This window comes from Kingella sp. SNUBH-2017 (assembly GCF_028680565.1).
Classification (GTDB): Bacteria; Pseudomonadota; Gammaproteobacteria; order Burkholderiales; family Neisseriaceae; genus Kingella_D; species Kingella_D pumchi.
Window position 1 is genome coordinate 59193 of record NZ_JAPHVK010000013.1, and the last position, 16833, is coordinate 76025.

Consider the following 16833-nt stretch of genomic DNA (forward strand, 5'->3'; position numbering starts at 1 on the left):
TTCCAATCTGATACAAAGGATTCCCCATGCCCGCCCCCATCATCCCCGCCCTCGACCTCATCGACGGCCAAGTCGTGCGCCTACACCAAGGCGACTACGACCGCGCCACCCAATACACCGCTGACCCCGCCGCCGTCCTCGCCGCCTACGCCGCGCAGGGCGCGCAAACCCTGCACCTCGTCGATTTAAGCGGTGCCAAAGACCCAACGCGCCGGCAAACCGCGCTGATAGGCGAATTGGTGGCGCAAGCCGCCTGCCCGATACAAGTTGGCGGCGGCATCCGTAGCGCCGCAGAAATCGCCGCCCTCTTGGACGCGGGCGCGGCGCGCGTCGTCATCGGCTCGATGGCAGTCAGGCAGCCTGAAACCGTCAAAAACTGGTTTGCCCGCTTCGGCGCGGCGCGACTGGTGCTGGCGCTGGACATCCGCATCGAAGGCGGCGTCAAGCGCGTCGCGGTAAACGGTTGGCAGGACACCGCCGCCTTGACGCTGGAAGACACCATCGCCGCCTACCAAAGCGTCGGCCTCGCCCATGTGCTCTGCACCGACATCTCGCGCGACGGCACGCTTGCGGGCAGCAATACCGCCCTCTACCGCGAGCTGGCCGCTGCGTTCCCCGACATTGCTTTTCAAGCATCGGGCGGCATCGGCACGCTGGCCGACATCCAAGCCCTGCAAGATAGCGGCGTGGCAGGCATCATCGTCGGCCGCGCCCTTCTCGAAAAACAATTCACCGTAAAGGAAGCCATCACATGCTGGCAAAACGCATCATCCCCTGCTTAGACGTGCGCGACGGCAAAGTCGTCAAAGGCGTGCAATTCCGCAACCACGAAACCATCGGCGACATCGTGCCGCTGGCAGCGCGCTACGCGGCCGAAGGCGCAGATGAGCTGGTGTTTTACGACATCACCGCCTCCAGCGACGGTCGCACCGTCGAAAAAAGCTGGGTGCGGCGCGTCGCCGAAGTCATCGACATCCCCTTTTGCGTCGCCGGCGGCATCAAAAGCGTGGCAGACGCCGAACAAATCTTCGCCGACGGCGCCGACAAAATCTCCATCAACTCGCCCGCGCTCGCCGACCCGGCGCTGATAGAACGCCTCGCCGCACGCTTCGGCGTGCAGGCGGTAGTGGTCGGCATCGATTCCTGGCACGACGCCGCCAGCGACCGTTATCTCGTCAAACAATACACCGGCAGCGAAACCGCCACCCGCCAGACCGCCTGGCAAACCGCCGCTTGGGTGGAAGAAGTCCAGCGGCGCGGCGCAGGCGAAATCGTGCTGAACATGATGAACCGCGACGGCGTGCGCCAGGGCTACGACCTTGCGCAACTCGCCGCCATCCGCCGCGTCTGCCGCGTGCCGCTCATCGCCTCCGGCGGCGCCGGTGAGATGCAGCACTTCCAAGAAGCCTTCGCCCTCGGCTGCGACGGCGCCCTCGCTGCTAGCGTTTTCCATAAACAACATATCCACATCGGCGAACTGAAGCGCTACCTCGCCGCGCAAGGCATCGCCGTGCGGCTGGAAGCGTAGGGCGGGTCTTGACCTGCATCCTGCAAACCATCCTAAACCTAAAGGACATCCCCATGCTCAACCCCGACAACCTCGACTGGCAAAAAAACGACGGCCTCCTCCCCGCCATCGTCCAAGACGCTGACAGCGGCCAAGTGCTGATGCTCGGCTACATGAACCGCGACGCGCTCGCGCGCACACTCGCGGGCGGCCGCGTTACCTTCTACTCACGCAGCAAACAGCGGCTGTGGACCAAAGGCGAAAGCTCCGGCCACTATCTCCACTTCAAAGGCATCAGCGCCGACTGCGACCGCGACACTCTGCTCATTCTCGCCACTCCTATTGGTGCAACCTGCCACACCGGCGCACAAAGCTGCTTCCACCAATTCGACGGCGCAGCCGAACCCGACTGGGTATTTCTCGCCCGCCTCGAACAACTCATCGCCGCACGCAAACACGCCGACCCCGAAAGCTCCTATACCGCCCGCCTCTACGCCGCAGGCAGCAAACGCATCGCGCAAAAAGTCGGCGAAGAAGGCGTCGAAACTGCCCTCGCCGCCGCCACTGGCGATAAGGAAGAAACCATCAACGAAGCCGCTGATCTTACCTACCACCTCACCGTCTTACTGCAACACGCCGACCTTTCCTGGGCAGACGTCATCGGCAAGCTAAAAGAGCGGCACGGTTAAACAGCAAAGCAGCCTGAAAAAGTTTCAGGCTGCCTGAAGGCCGGCATTACGGCGCGTTGAAATCATCCGGATGCGTAGGGTGCGCACTGCGCACCGAAAAACCATTGCCAGCATATTTGGTGCGCAGTGCGCACCCTTGTATGGTTTTCAGGCTGCCTTTTGTGTGAAAGGCAGCCTGAAAACTTATCGGCGCGGCGCTTAAAGGTTTTCGGGGACGAAAGCGGCCAGGGTACGGTCGTCGTGGTTGCCGTGCGACCAGAAATCCAGCCATGTTTCCAGCGCGGCGTCGGCGTCGGGCGCGGTGAGAAGTGGGGCGGTTTCCTGCCACAGCGCCTGCCAGCATTCGGCTTGCTCCAGTTGGGCGTCGGTGCCGAATTTGGGGTCGGAAACGCCGTCGCTCATCAGCAGCAGAACCGGCGCGCCTTGGCTCTCGAAAATGCGGAGTCGGGCGGCGGTTTCGCCGGCGCCGGCGGTATCGGCGGCGAGAAAACGGGTTTCGCCGGAATATTCGCCGCTGTCGGCGGCGCCGAGCAGGGTCAGGGTTTGGCTTTCAGGCTGCCAGGCGGCGATGGCACCGTCGCCGATCTGGCAGGCGGCGGCGAGCCAGCGCTGTTCGTCCAGCGGCAACAGCAGCGCCAGCAGCAGGGTGGCGGCCAGCTGGCGGCGCTCGGTGATGATTTCGTGTTCGGCTACGGCTTTATCCTGCGCGGCATCGGCGGCGGCCACGGCGGCGGCAAACAGCGGCTCCAGCACGCATCGGCGCTGGGTTTCGTCGGCGGCCTGCGCCAGACGGGTGCGGATGTCGTCGTTTTGCAGCGCGGTTTCGACGCTGCGCACGGCAGCCTGAACGGCGATTTCGGAGCCGTAGCGCGAGAAGGCGGCGCTGCCGGCGCCGTCGGACACCGCCAGCACGGCGGCTTGGCTGCCGGCGTGCCAGAGTACGGCGAAGTCGTCGTCGCAGCAGCTGCCGTTGTGGGCGTGGCTGCGGCCGCGGCGGCGGGCGGCGACGATGCGCCCGTGCGGGGTGGCGATCAGGCGGCGGGCGCTGTCGCTTTTGTAAAAGGGCAGGTCGGCCGGCGCGGGCAGGTTGCGCCACAGGCTTTTGGGGTCGGGGTTGATGTACAGGGTTTGTTCGGCGCTGCTGCCGTCGGCGTAGAAATGGCGCAGCAGGATGCTGCCGTGGCGGTCGGGCGTGCCGCTGATTTGGGCGTGTTCGGCGTCCCAGTTCAGGCCGCAGGGCGGGTCGAATTCGATGCGCTCGGGCGGGGAAATCTCTGCGGGCAAGGCGGCGGCATAGGCTTCGCCCTGGCGGCCGTTTGGCAGCGGCGGCAGTTTGGCCGGTGCGGCGGGCGCGGGTTCAGCGGGCGCGGAAGAATGGGGGAAGATTGGCATGGCAGACTCGGCGGCGGCTTCGGATTCGGTTGTGGATGCGGCGGGCGCGGTGGCAGGTTCGGACGGCTGTGGTGCGCGGTGCGGCACCCTACGGTTTTCAGGCTGCTTCGGCAGCATTTCGGCAAAGACAAAGGGCGGTTCGGCGGCTGCGGTGTCGGGATGGCTTTCAGGCTGCCTGCGGGCGTCGTGCCCGTTGTTATCGTCGGCCAGCTGCCAGCCGTGGTCGCGGATTTCGACGTGATCGCCGAAAGGGCGGTCGCGGCGGTGGTCGCGGCGGGAGAAGTGTTCGGCAAAGGCGGCGCTTTCGGCGGCATCGAGCGGGCTGTGGCTGAGTGATTCGATGCTGAAGCCTTCGGCGTAGGCGGTGGGAGCGGGTGCGGGCGGCGCATAATCGGCGGCAAACTGCTGCCAGCTCTCTTCCAGCAGCCGCAGCAGGGTGGCGTGGCGGCGGATAAATTCCGCCAGCCGCTCTTTATCGGCCTGCGGCTGCCAGCTTTGCAGGTGGTGGGGGAGGATGCCGGTCATGGGTTTCTTTCGTGGGGCAGGCAGCCTGAAAGGCGGTTTGGCGGTTTTCAGGCTGCCTGAAGGCGGTTTTTCGTTTAGCCGCGCGAACGGGCGATGTCGAAGTCTTCGCCGCTGCTGCCCATGTAGATGGTCTGCTGGCAGCCGGGGCAGGTAACTTCGCCGTCGCCGTCCACGCAGAAAATTTGGCCGCAGGAGCAGCTGGCCAACCCGTAGCGGGCGCCGCAGTGGGGGCAGCCGCCGCCGCCTTCGAGCATGGAGGTGGAGACGGTTTGGGTGTTGGTGCGGGTGTCCGACCATTCGGCAAAGTCGCGCTCGGCGGGGTAGGCGCCGGCGTAGCGGTAAACCTGCGCCGGTTTTTTGTTGAAAAACGGGATGTGCCCCAAATCGGGCAGGCGCTCGTATTTCATCAGATAGGGCAGGCGGCTTTTGGCGCACAGGCCGGTGATGATGACGTAGTTTTCATCCACCGCCGCCGCGTCGCCAAGGTCTTTAACCAAAGAGAGCAGCGGGTTGCCGCCGGCAGGGGCTTTATCGAGCGTGAGCGGGGCGTCGATACCCAGGCTGCGGCTTTGCGCGGAAACCGACTGCGAAATCCAGCTGATAAAGGCTTTGAAATCGGCTTCGCCTTCGGTGTTCAGGCGCAGGGTGTGGCGGCTGATGCCGCTTAGGAGCGACAAATCGGCAAAGGGGCCGATGCCGATGGAAACCAGCATGGCGCGATGGTCGAAATCACGCCGCCAGCGCTCGAGGGCAGCCGTAGGGTCGTCGGTGGCTTTGCCGTCGGACATAAAATACACCAGCGGTTTGTAGTCGCCCTTGCGTTCGGCGCTGCCGCGCACCACCTGGCGATCGATTTCGTCCATCAGCACGTCCAGCGCCTTGCCGATGGACGTGCCCGAGCCCATCGGCAGCCGCGGCGGATAGAAGGAAAACAGTTCCACCAGCGGCGCCAGCGTGCGCGCCACGCCGGCAAAGGCGATCACCGAAAGATGCACCGTTTCCAGCGCGTAAGGGTCGCTGCGCAGCGAGGTAAGCAGCGCATCTATCCCTTCCTGCATGCGGCGCAGGTTGTCGCCCGCCATACTTTCGGAAACGTCTATCACTAAAAAAACCGGCAAACGGCGCATGGAAAAACCCCCAATTGGAAAAGAAACGGAATTGTGCCACAGAAGCCGCCGCGCGGCATGGCATAATCGCCGCTTCCGCCGCAATCCGTGAAGAAAGGAAGCGATATGAAAAAAATCCTGTTTGTCTGCCTGGGCAATATCTGCCGCTCGCCGCTGGCCGAATACATGATGCGCGACACCGCCGCCAAACGCGGCCTGATGCTGGAAACCGCCAGCGCCGGCACATCCGGCTGGCACGACGGCGAAGGCATGCACTGCGGCAGCGCCGATATTCTCGACGGCCTGGGCATCGCGTCCAACGGTTTTACCAGCCGCCGCGTGCGCGAGAGCGATTTGGACGAATTCGACTACATTATGGTGATGGACGACAGCAATCTGGCCGATATGCAAGCGCGCTTCGGCCGCCGGCCGCAGCAGATATTCAAAATCACCGACCTGGTCGGCAACCGCCCCTACGACCATATCCCCGACCCGTGGTTCACCCGCAATTTCACCCAAACCCGCGACCTGCTCGCCGCCTGCTGCGAAGAAATCGCCGACAGGCTGCAGGATGGGCGGCTGTAAACGGCAGCAGGGTTCGAATGCGGCGCTTGCCGCGTTTGCCGTGCCGGAATGGGAAAGGCAGCCTGAAAATTTAAAAACGGTTTTCAGGCTGCTTCCAAATGTTCCTGATCATGCAGGCGGCGGATTTTGGTAATGGTTTCGCTGTCGGTATCGTCGATGCGCAGCAGGAAGACTTCGGTATTGCGCGGGCGCACTTGCAGTTCGAAAGTGCGGAAATGGTGCATGTCGATGCCGTGGTTGCGGCCGATCAGCTGCCACAGCAGCAGGCCGATCCAGAAGCCGTGGCCGAAAACGGTGTAATTGCCGTCGGGCAGGCGGCGGAAATGGGCGCGGGTGTCGGCGATGCGGCGGTAGAACGATGCGAAGCTGTCGCAGTCTTCGCCGTCGCGGTAGTCGGGATCGTTGCGCTGCCAGTAGGCTTCGGAGAGTTGTTTGAGCCGGGTAAAGTTTTGGCCGTCGATATGGGCGAAGGAGAGATAGTTGAATTCGTGCAGATCGTGCAGCACTTCGGCTTTCAGGCTGCTTTGTTCGAGGTAGGGGCGGGCGGTTTGTTGGGTGCGCAGATAGGGGGAGACGAATACGGCATCGGGCTGCGGGGTGTGTTCGCGCAGCCATTGGGCAAGGCTTGCGGCCTGGGTTTGGCCGAGTTCGGTGATGGGGATTTCGGCGTTGCGGTAGCTGACAAGGCCGCCGTGCGAGGGCATGGCGTTGGCGGCGCTTTGGGCGTGGCGGATGAGGTAGATGTTTTTCATATTCTGTTTTCCTTTCGTGTTGGGCGGTGGGGCTTTCAGGCTGCCTGAAAGGGGACGGAAAAAAGCAGCCTGAAAACCTAGTTTCGGTTTTCAGGCTGCTTGGGTTTAGACGTTTACTGCTTCGGCTTTTTCGTTGTATTCGTCGATTTCGTTAAAGTTCATATAACGGTAAATCTGGTCGCCCTGTTCGTTGATGATGCCGATATTGGCTTGGTATTCTTCAACGGTGGGGATTTTGCCGAGTTTGGAGCAGATGGCCGCCAGTTCCGCCGAGCCGAGGTAAACGAAGGTGTTTTTGCCCAGGCGGTTGGGGAAGTTGCGGGTGGAGGTGGACATTACGGTGGCGCCTTCGCGTACCTGCGCCTGGTTGCCCATGCACAGCGAGCAGCCGGGCATTTCCATGCGGGCGCCGGCGCGGCCGAGTACGCCGTAGTGGCCTTCGTCGGAAAGCTGGTGGGCGTCCATTTTGGTGGGCGGCGCCATCCACAGGCGCACGGGGATGTCGCTCTTGCCTTCGAGCAGCTTGGACGCGGCGCGGAAGTGGCCGATGTTGGTCATGCACGAGCCGATGAACACTTCGTCGATCACGGTGCCGGATTTTTCCGACATAAAGCACACGTCGTCGGGGTCGTTCGGGCAGGCGATGATGGGCTCTTTGATGTCGTCCATGTTGATTTCGATGACGGCGGCGTATTCGGCATCTTTATCGGCTTCGAGCAGCTGCGGATCGGCCAGCCATTTTTCCATGGCTTTGATGCGGCGCTCGAGCGTGCGCGGGTCTTTGTAGCCGTCAGCAATCATGTTTTTCATCAACACGATATTGGACTGCATATACTCGATAATCGGCTCTTTGTTGAGCTTGACGGTGCAGCCGGCGGCGGAGCGTTCGGCGGAAGCGTCGGTCAATTCAAAGGCTTGTTCGACTTTCAAATCGGGCAGGCCTTCGATTTCGAGAATGCGGCCGGAGAAGATATTTTTCTTACCGGCTTTGGCCACGGTGAGCAGCCCTTGTTTGATGGCATACAGCGGAATGGCGTTGACCATGTCGCGCAGGGTTACGCCCGGTTGGAGCTTGCCTGAAAAACGCACGAGCACGGACTCGGGCATATCCAGCGGCATCACGCCGGTGGCGGCGGCAAAGGCCACCAAACCCGAGCCTGCGGGGAAGGAGATGCCGATGGGGAAGCGGGTGTGCGAGTCGCCGCCGGTGCCGACGGTATCGGGCAAGAGCAGGCGGTTGAGCCAGGAGTGGATCACGCCGTCGCCCGGGCGCAAGGCCACGCCGCCGCGCGTGGAGATAAATTCGGGCAGCTCTTTGTGGGTTTTCACGTCAACGGGTTTCGGATAGGCGGCGGTGTGGCAGAAAGACTGCATCACCATGTCGGCGGAGAAACCCAGGCAGGCGAGGTCTTTGAGCTCGTCGCGGGTCATCGGGCCAGTGGTGTCCTGCGAGCCGACGGTGGTCATGCGCGGTTCGCAGTAAGTACCGGGGCGCACGCCTTGGCCTTCGGGCAAACCGCAGGCGCGGCCAACCATTTTTTGCGCCAGCGTGAAACCGGCCTTGCTCTCGGCGGGGGCTTTGGGCAGGCGGAATTTGTCGGATGCGGGCAGGCCGAGCGCTTCGCGGGCTTTGGCGGTGAGACCGCGGCCGATAATCAGGTTGATACGGCCGCCGGCCTGCACTTCGTCGAGCAAGACTTCCGATTTCAGGGCAAATTCGGCCACGGTTTCGCCGTTTTTCACGATTTTGCCTTCGTAAGGCAGGATATCGACCACGTCGCCCATTTTCAGCGCGGAGACGTCCACTTCAATCGGCAGCGCGCCCGAGTCTTCTTGCGTATTGAAGAAAATCGGCGCGATTTTGCCGCCGAGACACACGCCGCCGAAGCGTTTGTTCGGTACAAACGGAATGTCCACGCCGGTATGCCAGATAACGGAGTTGGTGGCGGATTTGCGTGAAGAGCCGGTGCCGACCACGTCGCCGACATAGGCCACGGGATGGCCTTTGGTTTTGAGCTCTTCCAAGAGCTTGATCGGGCCGACTTCGCCCGGCTTGTCGGGATTGATGCCCTCGCGCGGGTTTTTCAGCATCGCCAGCGCGTGTAGCGGAATATCGGGGCGCGACCAGGCATCGGGCGCGGGGGAGAGATCGTCGGTATTGGTTTCGCCGTCTACTTTAAATACGGTAACGGTGATTTTTTCCGGCACTTTTTCGCGCGAGGTAAACCATTCGGCATCCGCCCATGACTGCAATACTTCTTTGGCATGGACGTTGCCTTTTTCGGCTTTTTCCTGCACGTCGTGGAAGGAATCAAACATCAGCAGCGTGTGTTTCAAACCTTCGGCGGCGATGGGGGCGAGCTTGTCGTTGTCCAGAAGCTCGATCAGGGGATGGATGTTGTAGCCGCCGAGCATGGTGCCCAAGAGTTCGGTGGCGTATTCGGGGGAAATCAGCGGGCTTACGGCGCTGCCTTCGGCAACGGCGGCAAGGAAGGAGGCTTTCACTTTGGAAGCGTCGTCCACACCCGGCGGCACGCGGTGGGCGAGCAGATCGACCAGAAACTGATGGTCTTCGCCTGCGGGCGGGTTTTTGAGCAGTTCGACCAGATCAGCGGTTTGCTGGGCGGAAAGGGGCAGGGCGGGAATGCCCAGAGCGGCGCGCTCGGCGGCGGCCTGGCGGTACATTTCTAACATTTCGGGTTCCTTTTCGTTCGTGTTTTTCTTGTGTGTCGCACACTCGGGCGAACCGGGCGCTTAGACGCTTGCATCATAAACTAATTTTACAAAACTTGGCAAATCCTTAATGGCGGCGGCAGGGGGCGAAAAAAACCATAATTTGCCAAACAAAAGCCGTTTTCAGACTGCCTGAAACGGCAGATGGGGGCGGGGCAGCAGTTTTTGCAAGTTCTGCTCGCATTGCGATGCCAGCGTGTGCAGGTCGGTGCCGCGCAGAGCGGCCGCCGTTTCGGCGATGCGACGCAGATTGGCCGGCGTATTGACGGTGTTGCCGAGCATAAACGGGCTGTCGGTTTCCAGCACGATGCTCTCGGCCGGCAGTTCGGCGGCGGCGCGCTGCGCCTTGCGGGCATTGGGATTGAGCAGCAGCGAGCCGATGCCGATCAGCAGGCCGGCGTCAATGAGCGCGCGTGCTTCTTCCAGGCTGCCTGAAAAAGCGTGGGCAATGCCGCCGCAGTCAAACGCAGTTTCGCGCAGCAGGCGCAGAATGTCGGCGGTGGCGCGCAGATTGTGCAGGATAAGCGGCCGGCGGTAGCGCTGCGCCAGTTCGAGCTGGGCGCGCAGCGCGGCCTGTTGGACGGCTTTGTCCGGCATATCCGGCCGCGGCAGGTAGTCGAGCCCGATTTCGCCCACCCACAGCTGCGGGTTCTGCCGCAGCATGTCTTCCAGCTGCGCCAAACGGTCGATGGTGGTTTTCAGGCTGCCTGAAAACATTTCGCCGGCGTGCCACGGATGGATGCCCAGCGCCAGCGCGCGCACGCCGGCGATGTCTTTGAGCGCCAGCACCCGCGGCCAGTCGGCAGCACAGGCGGCGGGAACGACAAAGCCGCTAACGCCGGCCGCATGAGCCTGCGCCAGCGTTGCCGCCAGCTGCGGCGAATCGGGACAAACGGCATCGCCCGCCAGCAGCGGATCGGCCAGATGGCAATGGGTATCGGTAAGCATGGCGCGATTGTAGCGCAGGGCGGCTGGCGGGCGGACTATCGGCGCGATATGCCGCCCGATTTTTCAGGCTGCCTTCGGCAAGACAAAGGCAGCCTGAAAAATATGCCCATCCCGTGGCGGGCGGGCGCCGTTTTCAGGCTGACTGCGGTTTATCAAAGCTGCGGCAGACGTTACAATGCCGCCCTTTTGCGATTTCAAACAAAGGCCGAACCATGACCGTAAAAACCCGTTTCGCCCCCAGCCCCACCGGCTATCTGCACATCGGCGGCGTGCGCACCGCGCTGTATTCCTGGGCGTTTGCCAAACACCACGGCGGCGAATTTCTGCTGCGCATCGAAGACACCGATTTGGAGCGCTCCACCGCCGAATCGGTGCAGATTATTCTCGACGGCATGAAATGGGTGGGACTGGATGCCGACAACGAACACCGCATCGTTTACCAGACCCAAAACTTCCCGCGCTATAAAGAGCTGATTCAAAAACTGCTGGCCGACGGCCACGCTTATCACTGCTATTGCAGCAAGGAAGAGCTGGCCGCCATGCGCGAAAAAGCCGAGCGCGAAGGCACCGCCACCTACGATCGGCGCTGGCGCCCCGAGCCCGGTAAAACCCTGCCCGAAATCCCCGCCGGCCGCGAGCCGGTTGTCCGCTTCAAAACCCCGATTGACGGCGTAACCATTTGGAACGACTTGGTAAAAGGCGAAATTTCCATCCCCAATTCCGCGCTCGACGATCTGATTATCGCCCGCGCCGACGGCACGCCCACCTACAATTTCTGCGTGGTCGCCGACGATTTCGATATGGGCATCACCCATGTAATCCGCGGTGACGACCATGTGAACAACACTCCAAAACAAATCAATATTTTCAAAGCGCTGGGCGTGAATCCGCCGCAGTACGCCCACCTGCCGATGATACTCAACGAGCAGGGGCGCAAAATTTCCAAGCGCAGCGGCGACACCGTTGCCATCACCGAATTCGACAGCCTGGGCATCCTGCCCGAAGCCATGCTCAACTATCTGGCACGGCTGGGCTGGGCGCACGGCGACGACGAATTTTTCACCATGCGCCAGTTTGTCGAATGGTTTGATTTGAAAGACGTGTCTTCGTCCGCCAGCCGCATGGACATGAAAAAACTGTATTGGATCAACGGCGAGCACATCAAAGCGGCGGATAATGCCGCGCTGGCCGAGCTGGTACGGCCGCGCTTGGAACAACAAGGCATCGTCCCCGCCGAGCGCCCCGCGCTGGCCGACGTGCTGGCGCTGGTCAAAGACCGCGCCCAAGATTTGAACGCGCTGGCCGACGAATGCGCCTATTTCTACCGCAAAGCCGTCCCCGCCGAAGCTGACGTTGCCAAACACTGGGACGACGAAGCTCCCGCACGCATGCAGCGCTTTGCCGCCAAACTCGAAGCGCTGCCCGAAGGCGATTGGACGGCCGAAGGCATCCACGCCCTGTTCAAACCCTTCTGCGACGAAGAAGGCATCAAAATGGGCAAACTCGGCATGCCCCTGCGCCTGGCCGTCTGCGGCACCGCCAAAACCCCGTCGGTCGATGCCGTGCTGGCGCTGATCGGCAAAGAAGAAGTACTGCGGCGGATGCGCGGTTAGACCGCTACTATTGATAAAAGCAGCCTGAAAACCGGGAGAACCAGTTTTCAGACTGCTTTTTTGTTCTTTTTGCTCCGGTAGCCAGCGCATCGCCATGCCGTAAACGAACCGTGCTGATTATCGCCCACCGCCTGCCTATCTTACGAATGGCGTACCGTATTATCGTCGTGGACAAAATTCAGTTAATATAGTATATTTGATTAATCTAAGTATTTATTATTGCTGAGATTTGTATATTTATAAGCTATGAAAAAATCTTTTCTTGATTTCATTATTTTTATTCTGGTAAGTATTTTTTGGATATGGGTATCTTGCAGCACCTTTTTATTTTCTAAGCCATTGTATTTGACACATACGGAGAACAACCCAAATTTTTATATTGATTCCACAGGAAAAGGAACAAAATATTTAAAACTAGATAATGGAAAATACAGTATATTATGCGATCGAACTGTAAATGAAATAAGAGAGAGCATTTGTGATGCTAAAATAGAAAAAATTGAGCATGTAACGTTAGTTATTGCCTATTACCAAGAGAATGACGGCAGAAAAATTATTTCCAGCTCGCACTTGAAGAAATTAAGCTACCAAGATAAAAATAAAATCCTAAGGGATTTTACTGTTTCCGACAGAATAGTGGAGTTAAATAAGCAATACAGCCTATTTTACAATAAATATTTAATTTTCTTTATGATGATAATAACTTATACGCCCATAATAACAATGCTCTTCCATGTGGATAAAAAATTTAACATTACCGCGCTTGTTTGTCTGGGTTCAATAATGATTTTATTATATCTTTTTCCAAGTATTAATTAAGTATGTGATTTTTTATTTGCGTAACTTTAAAGTATAGCAAGCGGACTGTAGGGTTGCGCACCGCGCACCATAAGCAATAAGCGGCTGCTGGTAAATGATAAATGGTGTGCCCCCTACGTTTGGAAATCCAATGAAAAAGGCAGCCTGAAAGCCGCAAATTCGGTTTTCAGGCTGCCTTTGCCTATTCGCGCAACGGCTAATCCGTCTGTGCAAACTGTTCCGCGCCCAGTGGTTCGCGGCCGATTAGGGCGGCGAAAGGAGAAGTGTCGGCGCAGGAGCCTTGTTGCAGCAGGCGGATGCTGTCGGGGCTGAGAAAACCGTTACTCAGAAGATTGGTGAGCGGCAGCATGGGTTTGAGCAGGGTTAGGGGAATGGGCAGAATTGTGGCGGGGGCTTTGCCGTGCAGGGTGCGGCGCAGGATGGCGAGATAGCCGGCGAGCGTGGTTTTTAGGCTGCCGGCCATTTCGACAATGCTGCCGGACGGGGCGGACAGCAGCGCGACCAAGCCGTCGGCAACATCTTCGGCGTGTACGGGCTGCAAGTCGAAGGCGCCTCCGGCGGGCAGGGGCAGAACGCTCAGGCGGGCGAGTTTGATAAACAGCTCGCAGCTGGTGCCGCCGCGCCCGTACACTACCGACGGGCGGGCGATGGCGGTGTCGATGCGTTCGGCCACGGCATCGTCGCCGCGTCCTTTGCTGGCGAGAAAGGGGGCGAAATGGGCGGCGTCGGCGCCGAGTGCGGAGAGCTGCACCCAGCGGCGCACGCCGGCTTCCCGCGCCCAGGCGGCCAGCAGGGCGGGTGTGCGGTGGTGGACGGTTTCCAAAACGCCGGCATGGCGGCTCATCACGCCGACGCAGTTCACCACCGCATCGCAGCCTGCCAACAGCGGCATGGCGGCATCTTGGCGCAGGCGCAGCAAATCGAGGTCGGCATGCGGCGGGGTGCGGACGCTGTGGCCGGCATCACGCAGACGGCGGGCGGTGCGGCGGCCGATAAAGCCGCCGGCGCCGAGCAGCAGGATGTTCATGGGGCTTCCTTGTGTTTGGGGATGGGCAGTCTGAAAAGGGCTGTCGGCGGTTTTAGCTGCGCAACTCCGCTTCGCTACGCAGGCTGCCTTTGGGCTTGAGCGGGAATGTTAAGCGCCAAACATTTGGTTTTCAGGCTGCCTGAAATTGGCGTAGCCATTGGGCGGCACGCTCTTGCACGGCTTCGCTGGTGTGGATATTGGGCGCGGCGGCTTGCTGCAGCAGCCGGATAACAGTCGGGCTGGGTGTGGGATTTTGCCGCAGCAGAAATTCGGCATAGGCAAGTTTCTCGTCGCCGCCTTTACCTAAGGCTTGGCGGTACCAGTATTCCGCCCGCCGTGTTTTGCTGGACTTGTCCAATAAATCTGCCAGATTGCTGACGGCAGACGAATCGCCTGCGCGAATGGCGCGGCGGTACCAGCGCACGGCTTGGCAGCAGTTTTGCGCGGTGCCTTGGCCGTATTCGCAGCACACGGCAAGCAGGTTGTAACAGTCTGCTTCGCCTGCGGCTGCGCCGCGCTGCAGGCAGGCGAAGGCTTGCATCCAGTCTTCGTTTTGGTAGGCGGTTAGGGCGTTTGGATAGTGGGACATGGGGATCTCCTTCGGCGTGGCAGGCAGCCTGAAATAGTGTGGCCGGATTTTCAGGCTGCCTGCGTCCTAGTATTTCATCATCAGCCGGCGGGCGGTGGCGTTTTGCTTGGTGCAGTAAGCCTGCATCTGCTGCGGGTTGTTGCGGATGCGGCCGACTTCGCGGGCGCGCGGGGCGGTGAAGGCGTGCAGCCGGCTCTGAACGGCTTCTTTTTGGGCGGCGTATTTGCCGGCAACCAGCGCTTCGCAGCGGTTTACCGCGCGCAGGTGGGCGTCGAATTTTTCCGGCGGCAGCGCGTCGGACTGCCGGTTCGGGCAGGGCATGGTGAAAACCATGATTTCCATATTGTCGCGGAAAATTTGTTCGCATTGTTCCAGCTCGCCGGCGGCAGCGATCAGGGGGCTGGCGAGCAGCAGGGTGAGCAGAGCTTTTTTCATGGTGCTTTCCTTTGGTTAAGGGTGGGGGAAAAGGGTTGGTAGGCAGCCTGAAAAACGGTCGGACAGGCTTTCAGGTTGCCAATTCAGAACCGGCGCCGCTTGGCGGGCGGGATATGGCAGACGCCGTCTTCGCATTGCGGGCGCGGCAGCAGCCAGCGCGGCAGGCGGTAGCGGTTGCGGGCGAACAGCGGGTAGCCCCAGTCGGCGATTTGGCGCAGCAGCGGCAGGTTCCAGATGCGGCTTAGGGGGCGGCCTTCGCATTCGGCGTACATCAGGCGCAGTGCGCTCATGCCTTTGAGAACGGCGCCGTCGCTGCGGACGATGTGGATATAGGTCATGGCGTCGTTCGGGCTGATGCCGTATTGCGCGAGCTCGGTTTCGCTGCCCTGCACGGGCACGGCTTTCAGGCTGCCGCTGCGGTTTTTTTCCAGCGTTAGCGCCATTTCGCGCACGCACAGCGGGCATTGGGCGTCGTAGAAAATGGTGTGTTGTTTCATATTTTGGTTCCGTTTTTGGGTAACTGCGTTGGAACTTCGCTTTCAGGCTGCTTGCGGAGGCTTGGGCAGGGCGAAGGAGGCGGTGAGCAGGGATGCGGCGGTGCACAGCACGACCAACTTCAGGGTATCCGGCAGGTAAGAATAAAAGGGGATAAACCGCGCCGCCATGCCGCTGGCGGCGCCCGCACATGCGGCGCAGAAAAAGCCGGCTGCATTGCGGTAGGGGCGGATAAGGCAGAGTATCAGTCCGCACAGCAGCGCAAGGGGCGAGCCGACGGTAGCGCCTATCAGCATAAACAACAGCAGATTGCTTGCCATCTGTACCAAATCGGCTATCAGCGCCTGCGGAAAGGGATACAGAGCCGGCAGCGACAGGCCGGCGTCGGCAAACGGCAGATAAAACAGCAGATAGACAATGCTGCCTGCCGCACCGCCGCCGGTGGCGTAGAACACCAGCAGGTTGAAAACGGGATAGTCGCGGTCGGAATCGCCCATGGCACAGCCTTTCCAATCAGAAAATACGGTGTGGCGCCTGGGCTGTTTTGCCACCCTGCAGGCAGCCTGAAAAGGGTTGGCGGGTTTTCAGGCTGCCTGAAACGGCCATCAGGCGGGTTTCATCACCATCAGGAAATAAATCACCAGCGTGGCGCAGAAGGCGGGGTAGCCCAAAAGCTCCCAGATTTTCGCATAACGCCAGTATTGCGCGGGCATGGTACCGCCGCTTTGCTGCGCCGTTTGTGCGATTTTTGCCATTTTTACCTGCAGCCACACCACCGGCAGCCAGCACGCGCCGCACAGCGCGTAGAGCGCCAGCGTCATCACAATCCATTTCGTATCCCACGCCCAGCCGGCTTTCCAAATCATCCAACTACCCGAAGCCAGCTGGAATATCACCGTGGGCGTGGTGAACCACCAATCTGCCTTCACTACCCACTTGCTCACCACCGACTGCGCTTCCAGCGAGCCGCTGCGGTTTGCCCAAAAGAGATAAAACGCCGTGCCGAAGCCGGTGCCCACCATCAGCGTCGCCGACAAAATATGCAGGGTTTTCACGATTAAATAAGCACTCATTTCCGTCTCCTGTTCGCGTCAAACAAATAAAACATCACCGCCGCAATCGGCACATTCTTCACCAAAGGCGCAAACGGATGCGCCCACATCTGCGGCAGCCTGAAAGCGACAATCGCGCTATATACCAGCACAACCGCCGCCTGCGCCGCCCAAAACCACGCCCGATGCCGCAGCCGCGTGGCGCAGCCCAGCCCGAAAAACACGTCCAACACGCAGGAAAGCGCAAACAGCGGCACGCGATAGGCAGCCTGAACGCCCACCTGCGCGAGCAAATCCAACGACTGCGGCAGCGCAAACAGCGCGGGCTGAATGCCGCTCCACAGCCATAAAAAGGCGATGGAGCAGACCAGATAGTTTTTTGGTTTCATGTTTATTCCAAAATTTCTGTTAAAACAGAAATAGAGTATTAAAAAAAATTTGGGGCTGTACTAGATAAGCAGTCATGTTAGACTGCAAAAATGAAGATAACCCATTGTAAACTAAAAAAGAGTATTCAAAAGAAACTGCTTCAGTTTTTTGTACTCGAAGTTACCGCCCGTTCAGCC

18 protein-coding genes and 1 pseudogene are annotated in these 16833 nt (G+C 60.1%); 7 read left to right on the plus strand and 12 right to left on the minus strand.

Annotation, left to right across the window (positions count from 1 at the left end):
- Positions 1-26: 26 nt before the first annotated feature.
- From hisA to hisIE, 3 genes are read left to right on the plus strand one after another with little or no spacing between them, the layout of a single operon-like run.
- A complete protein-coding gene (gene hisA / locus OP500_RS09920) occupies positions 27-782 on the plus strand; it encodes a 1-(5-phosphoribosyl)-5-[(5-phosphoribosylamino)methylideneamino]imidazole-4-carboxamide isomerase (RefSeq protein ID WP_274070837.1) in 756 nt (251 codons plus the stop codon).
- Positions 752-1528 carry an imidazole glycerol phosphate synthase subunit HisF gene (hisF, locus tag OP500_RS09925; protein ID WP_274070838.1) on the plus strand — a complete coding sequence of 259 codons (777 nt, stop codon included), beginning with the start codon at positions 752-754 and terminating at the stop codon, positions 1526-1528. The genes hisA and hisF overlap by 31 nt, the downstream gene beginning before the upstream one ends.
- 53 nt (positions 1529-1581) lie before the next feature.
- Positions 1582-2196: a bifunctional phosphoribosyl-AMP cyclohydrolase/phosphoribosyl-ATP diphosphatase HisIE gene (gene hisIE, locus OP500_RS09930; protein WP_274070839.1), complete on the plus strand. Its 615-nt coding sequence runs from the start codon at positions 1582-1584 to the stop codon at positions 2194-2196.
- A gap of 198 nt (positions 2197-2394) precedes the next feature.
- Here hisIE and OP500_RS09935 read toward each other — a convergent pair whose 3' ends face one another.
- Together OP500_RS09935 and OP500_RS09940 are read right to left on the minus strand one after the other, a co-directional pair.
- Positions 2395-4113, minus strand: coding sequence for a PP2C family serine/threonine-protein phosphatase (locus tag OP500_RS09935; RefSeq protein WP_274070840.1), 1719 nt, complete (start codon positions 4111-4113; stop codon positions 2395-2397).
- A gap of 74 nt (positions 4114-4187) precedes the next feature.
- Positions 4188-5216, minus strand: a complete 1029-nt coding sequence (locus OP500_RS09940) for a TerY-C metal binding domain-containing protein (protein ID WP_274070841.1) — start codon at positions 5214-5216, stop codon at positions 4188-4190.
- Between the two features lie 129 nt (positions 5217-5345).
- Here OP500_RS09940 and OP500_RS09945 point away from each other — a divergent pair, with 129 nt between their 5' ends.
- Positions 5346-5804 (plus strand): low molecular weight protein-tyrosine-phosphatase, encoded by a 459-nt coding sequence (locus OP500_RS09945; RefSeq protein WP_274070842.1) that lies wholly within the window; start codon positions 5346-5348, stop codon positions 5802-5804.
- An 83-nt stretch (positions 5805-5887) separates the two neighbouring features.
- Here OP500_RS09945 and OP500_RS09950 read toward each other — a convergent pair whose 3' ends face one another.
- From OP500_RS09950 to OP500_RS09960, 3 genes are all read right to left on the minus strand, one after another.
- The gene (locus tag OP500_RS09950) at positions 5888-6556 is read right to left on the minus strand and encodes a histidine phosphatase family protein (RefSeq protein ID WP_274070843.1); all 669 of its coding nucleotides are present in this window, start codon (positions 6554-6556) and stop codon (positions 5888-5890) included.
- 105 nt (positions 6557-6661) lie between these two features.
- Positions 6662-9250, minus strand: coding sequence for a bifunctional aconitate hydratase 2/2-methylisocitrate dehydratase (gene acnB, locus OP500_RS09955; protein WP_238744748.1), 2589 nt, complete (start codon positions 9248-9250; stop codon positions 6662-6664).
- A gap of 162 nt (positions 9251-9412) precedes the next feature.
- Positions 9413-10237: a TatD family hydrolase gene (locus tag OP500_RS09960; RefSeq protein WP_238744747.1), complete on the minus strand. Its 825-nt coding sequence runs from the start codon at positions 10235-10237 to the stop codon at positions 9413-9415.
- Positions 10238-10449: 212 nt separating this feature from the next.
- Between OP500_RS09960 and gltX the strand changes: the two genes are divergently transcribed.
- Both gltX and OP500_RS09970 read left to right on the plus strand, forming a co-directional pair.
- On the plus strand, positions 10450-11850 hold the full coding sequence (gltX, locus tag OP500_RS09965; protein WP_238744746.1) for a glutamate--tRNA ligase: 1401 nt from the start codon (positions 10450-10452) through the stop codon (positions 11848-11850).
- A gap of 345 nt (positions 11851-12195) precedes the next feature.
- Entirely contained in the window at positions 12196-12669 is a 474-nt protein-coding gene (locus OP500_RS09970; protein ID WP_274070844.1) for a hypothetical protein, read from the plus strand.
- Positions 12670-12865: 196 nt separating this feature from the next.
- Here the strand turns inward: OP500_RS09970 and OP500_RS09975 are convergent, their stop codons facing one another.
- The 7 genes from OP500_RS09975 to OP500_RS10005 form a co-directional block, all read right to left on the minus strand.
- Positions 12866-13696 (minus strand): NAD-dependent epimerase/dehydratase family protein, encoded by an 831-nt coding sequence (locus tag OP500_RS09975; RefSeq protein ID WP_238744744.1) that lies wholly within the window; start codon positions 13694-13696, stop codon positions 12866-12868.
- Between the two features lie 130 nt (positions 13697-13826).
- On the minus strand, positions 13827-14285 hold the full coding sequence (locus tag OP500_RS09980; protein WP_238744743.1) for a tetratricopeptide repeat protein: 459 nt from the start codon (positions 14283-14285) through the stop codon (positions 13827-13829).
- Between the two features lie 66 nt (positions 14286-14351).
- On the minus strand, positions 14352-14720 hold the full coding sequence (locus OP500_RS09985; RefSeq protein ID WP_274070845.1) for a hypothetical protein: 369 nt from the start codon (positions 14718-14720) through the stop codon (positions 14352-14354).
- Between the two features lie 83 nt (positions 14721-14803).
- Positions 14804-15217 (minus strand): thiol-disulfide oxidoreductase DCC family protein, encoded by a 414-nt coding sequence (locus OP500_RS09990; protein ID WP_238744739.1) that lies wholly within the window; start codon positions 15215-15217, stop codon positions 14804-14806.
- Between the two features lie 42 nt (positions 15218-15259).
- Positions 15260-15712 carry a hypothetical protein gene (locus tag OP500_RS09995; RefSeq protein WP_238744737.1) on the minus strand — a complete coding sequence of 151 codons (453 nt, stop codon included), beginning with the start codon at positions 15710-15712 and terminating at the stop codon, positions 15260-15262.
- A gap of 108 nt (positions 15713-15820) precedes the next feature.
- Positions 15821-16288 (minus strand): DUF2269 family protein, encoded by a 468-nt coding sequence (locus OP500_RS10000; RefSeq protein WP_274070846.1) that lies wholly within the window; start codon positions 16286-16288, stop codon positions 15821-15823.
- Positions 16285-16656 carry a DoxX-like family protein gene (locus OP500_RS10005; protein WP_238744733.1) on the minus strand — a complete coding sequence of 124 codons (372 nt, stop codon included), beginning with the start codon at positions 16654-16656 and terminating at the stop codon, positions 16285-16287. The genes OP500_RS10000 and OP500_RS10005 overlap by 4 nt, the downstream gene beginning before the upstream one ends.
- Before the next feature lie 90 nt (positions 16657-16746).
- Between OP500_RS10005 and OP500_RS10010 the strand changes: the two are divergent.
- Positions 16747-16833 (plus strand): annotated as a pseudogene (locus OP500_RS10010) (IS1595 family transposase); the annotation flags it as partial.

Coding starts and splice junctions, on each gene's coding strand:
- OP500_RS09985 (WP_274070845.1), bottom strand. CDS start 14,720: ATGAAAAAAGCTCTGCTCACCCTGCTGCTCGCCAGCCCCCTGATCGCT.
- OP500_RS09990 (WP_238744739.1), bottom strand. CDS start 15,217: ATGAAACAACACACCATTTTCTACGACGCCCAATGCCCGCTGTGCGTG.
- hisIE (WP_274070839.1), top strand. CDS start 1,582: ATGCTCAACCCCGACAACCTCGACTGGCAAAAAAACGACGGCCTCCTC.
- OP500_RS09980 (WP_238744743.1), bottom strand. CDS start 14,285: ATGTCCCACTATCCAAACGCCCTAACCGCCTACCAAAACGAAGACTGG.
- OP500_RS09975 (WP_238744744.1), bottom strand. CDS start 13,696: ATGAACATCCTGCTGCTCGGCGCCGGCGGCTTTATCGGCCGCCGCACC.
- hisA (WP_274070837.1), top strand. CDS start 27: ATGCCCGCCCCCATCATCCCCGCCCTCGACCTCATCGACGGCCAAGTC.
- gltX (WP_238744746.1), top strand. CDS start 10,450: ATGACCGTAAAAACCCGTTTCGCCCCCAGCCCCACCGGCTATCTGCAC.
- OP500_RS09995 (WP_238744737.1), bottom strand. CDS start 15,712: ATGGGCGATTCCGACCGCGACTATCCCGTTTTCAACCTGCTGGTGTTC.
- hisF (WP_274070838.1), top strand. CDS start 752: ATGCTGGCAAAACGCATCATCCCCTGCTTAGACGTGCGCGACGGCAAA.
- acnB (WP_238744748.1), bottom strand. CDS start 9,250: ATGTTAGAAATGTACCGCCAGGCCGCCGCCGAGCGCGCCGCTCTGGGC.
- OP500_RS09950 (WP_274070843.1), bottom strand. CDS start 6,556: ATGAAAAACATCTACCTCATCCGCCACGCCCAAAGCGCCGCCAACGCC.
- OP500_RS09945 (WP_274070842.1), top strand. CDS start 5,346: ATGAAAAAAATCCTGTTTGTCTGCCTGGGCAATATCTGCCGCTCGCCG.
- OP500_RS09960 (WP_238744747.1), bottom strand. CDS start 10,237: ATGCTTACCGATACCCATTGCCATCTGGCCGATCCGCTGCTGGCGGGC.
- OP500_RS10005 (WP_238744733.1), bottom strand. CDS start 16,656: ATGAAACCAAAAAACTATCTGGTCTGCTCCATCGCCTTTTTATGGCTG.
- OP500_RS09935 (WP_274070840.1), bottom strand. CDS start 4,113: ATGACCGGCATCCTCCCCCACCACCTGCAAAGCTGGCAGCCGCAGGCC.
- OP500_RS10000 (WP_274070846.1), bottom strand. CDS start 16,288: ATGAGTGCTTATTTAATCGTGAAAACCCTGCATATTTTGTCGGCGACG.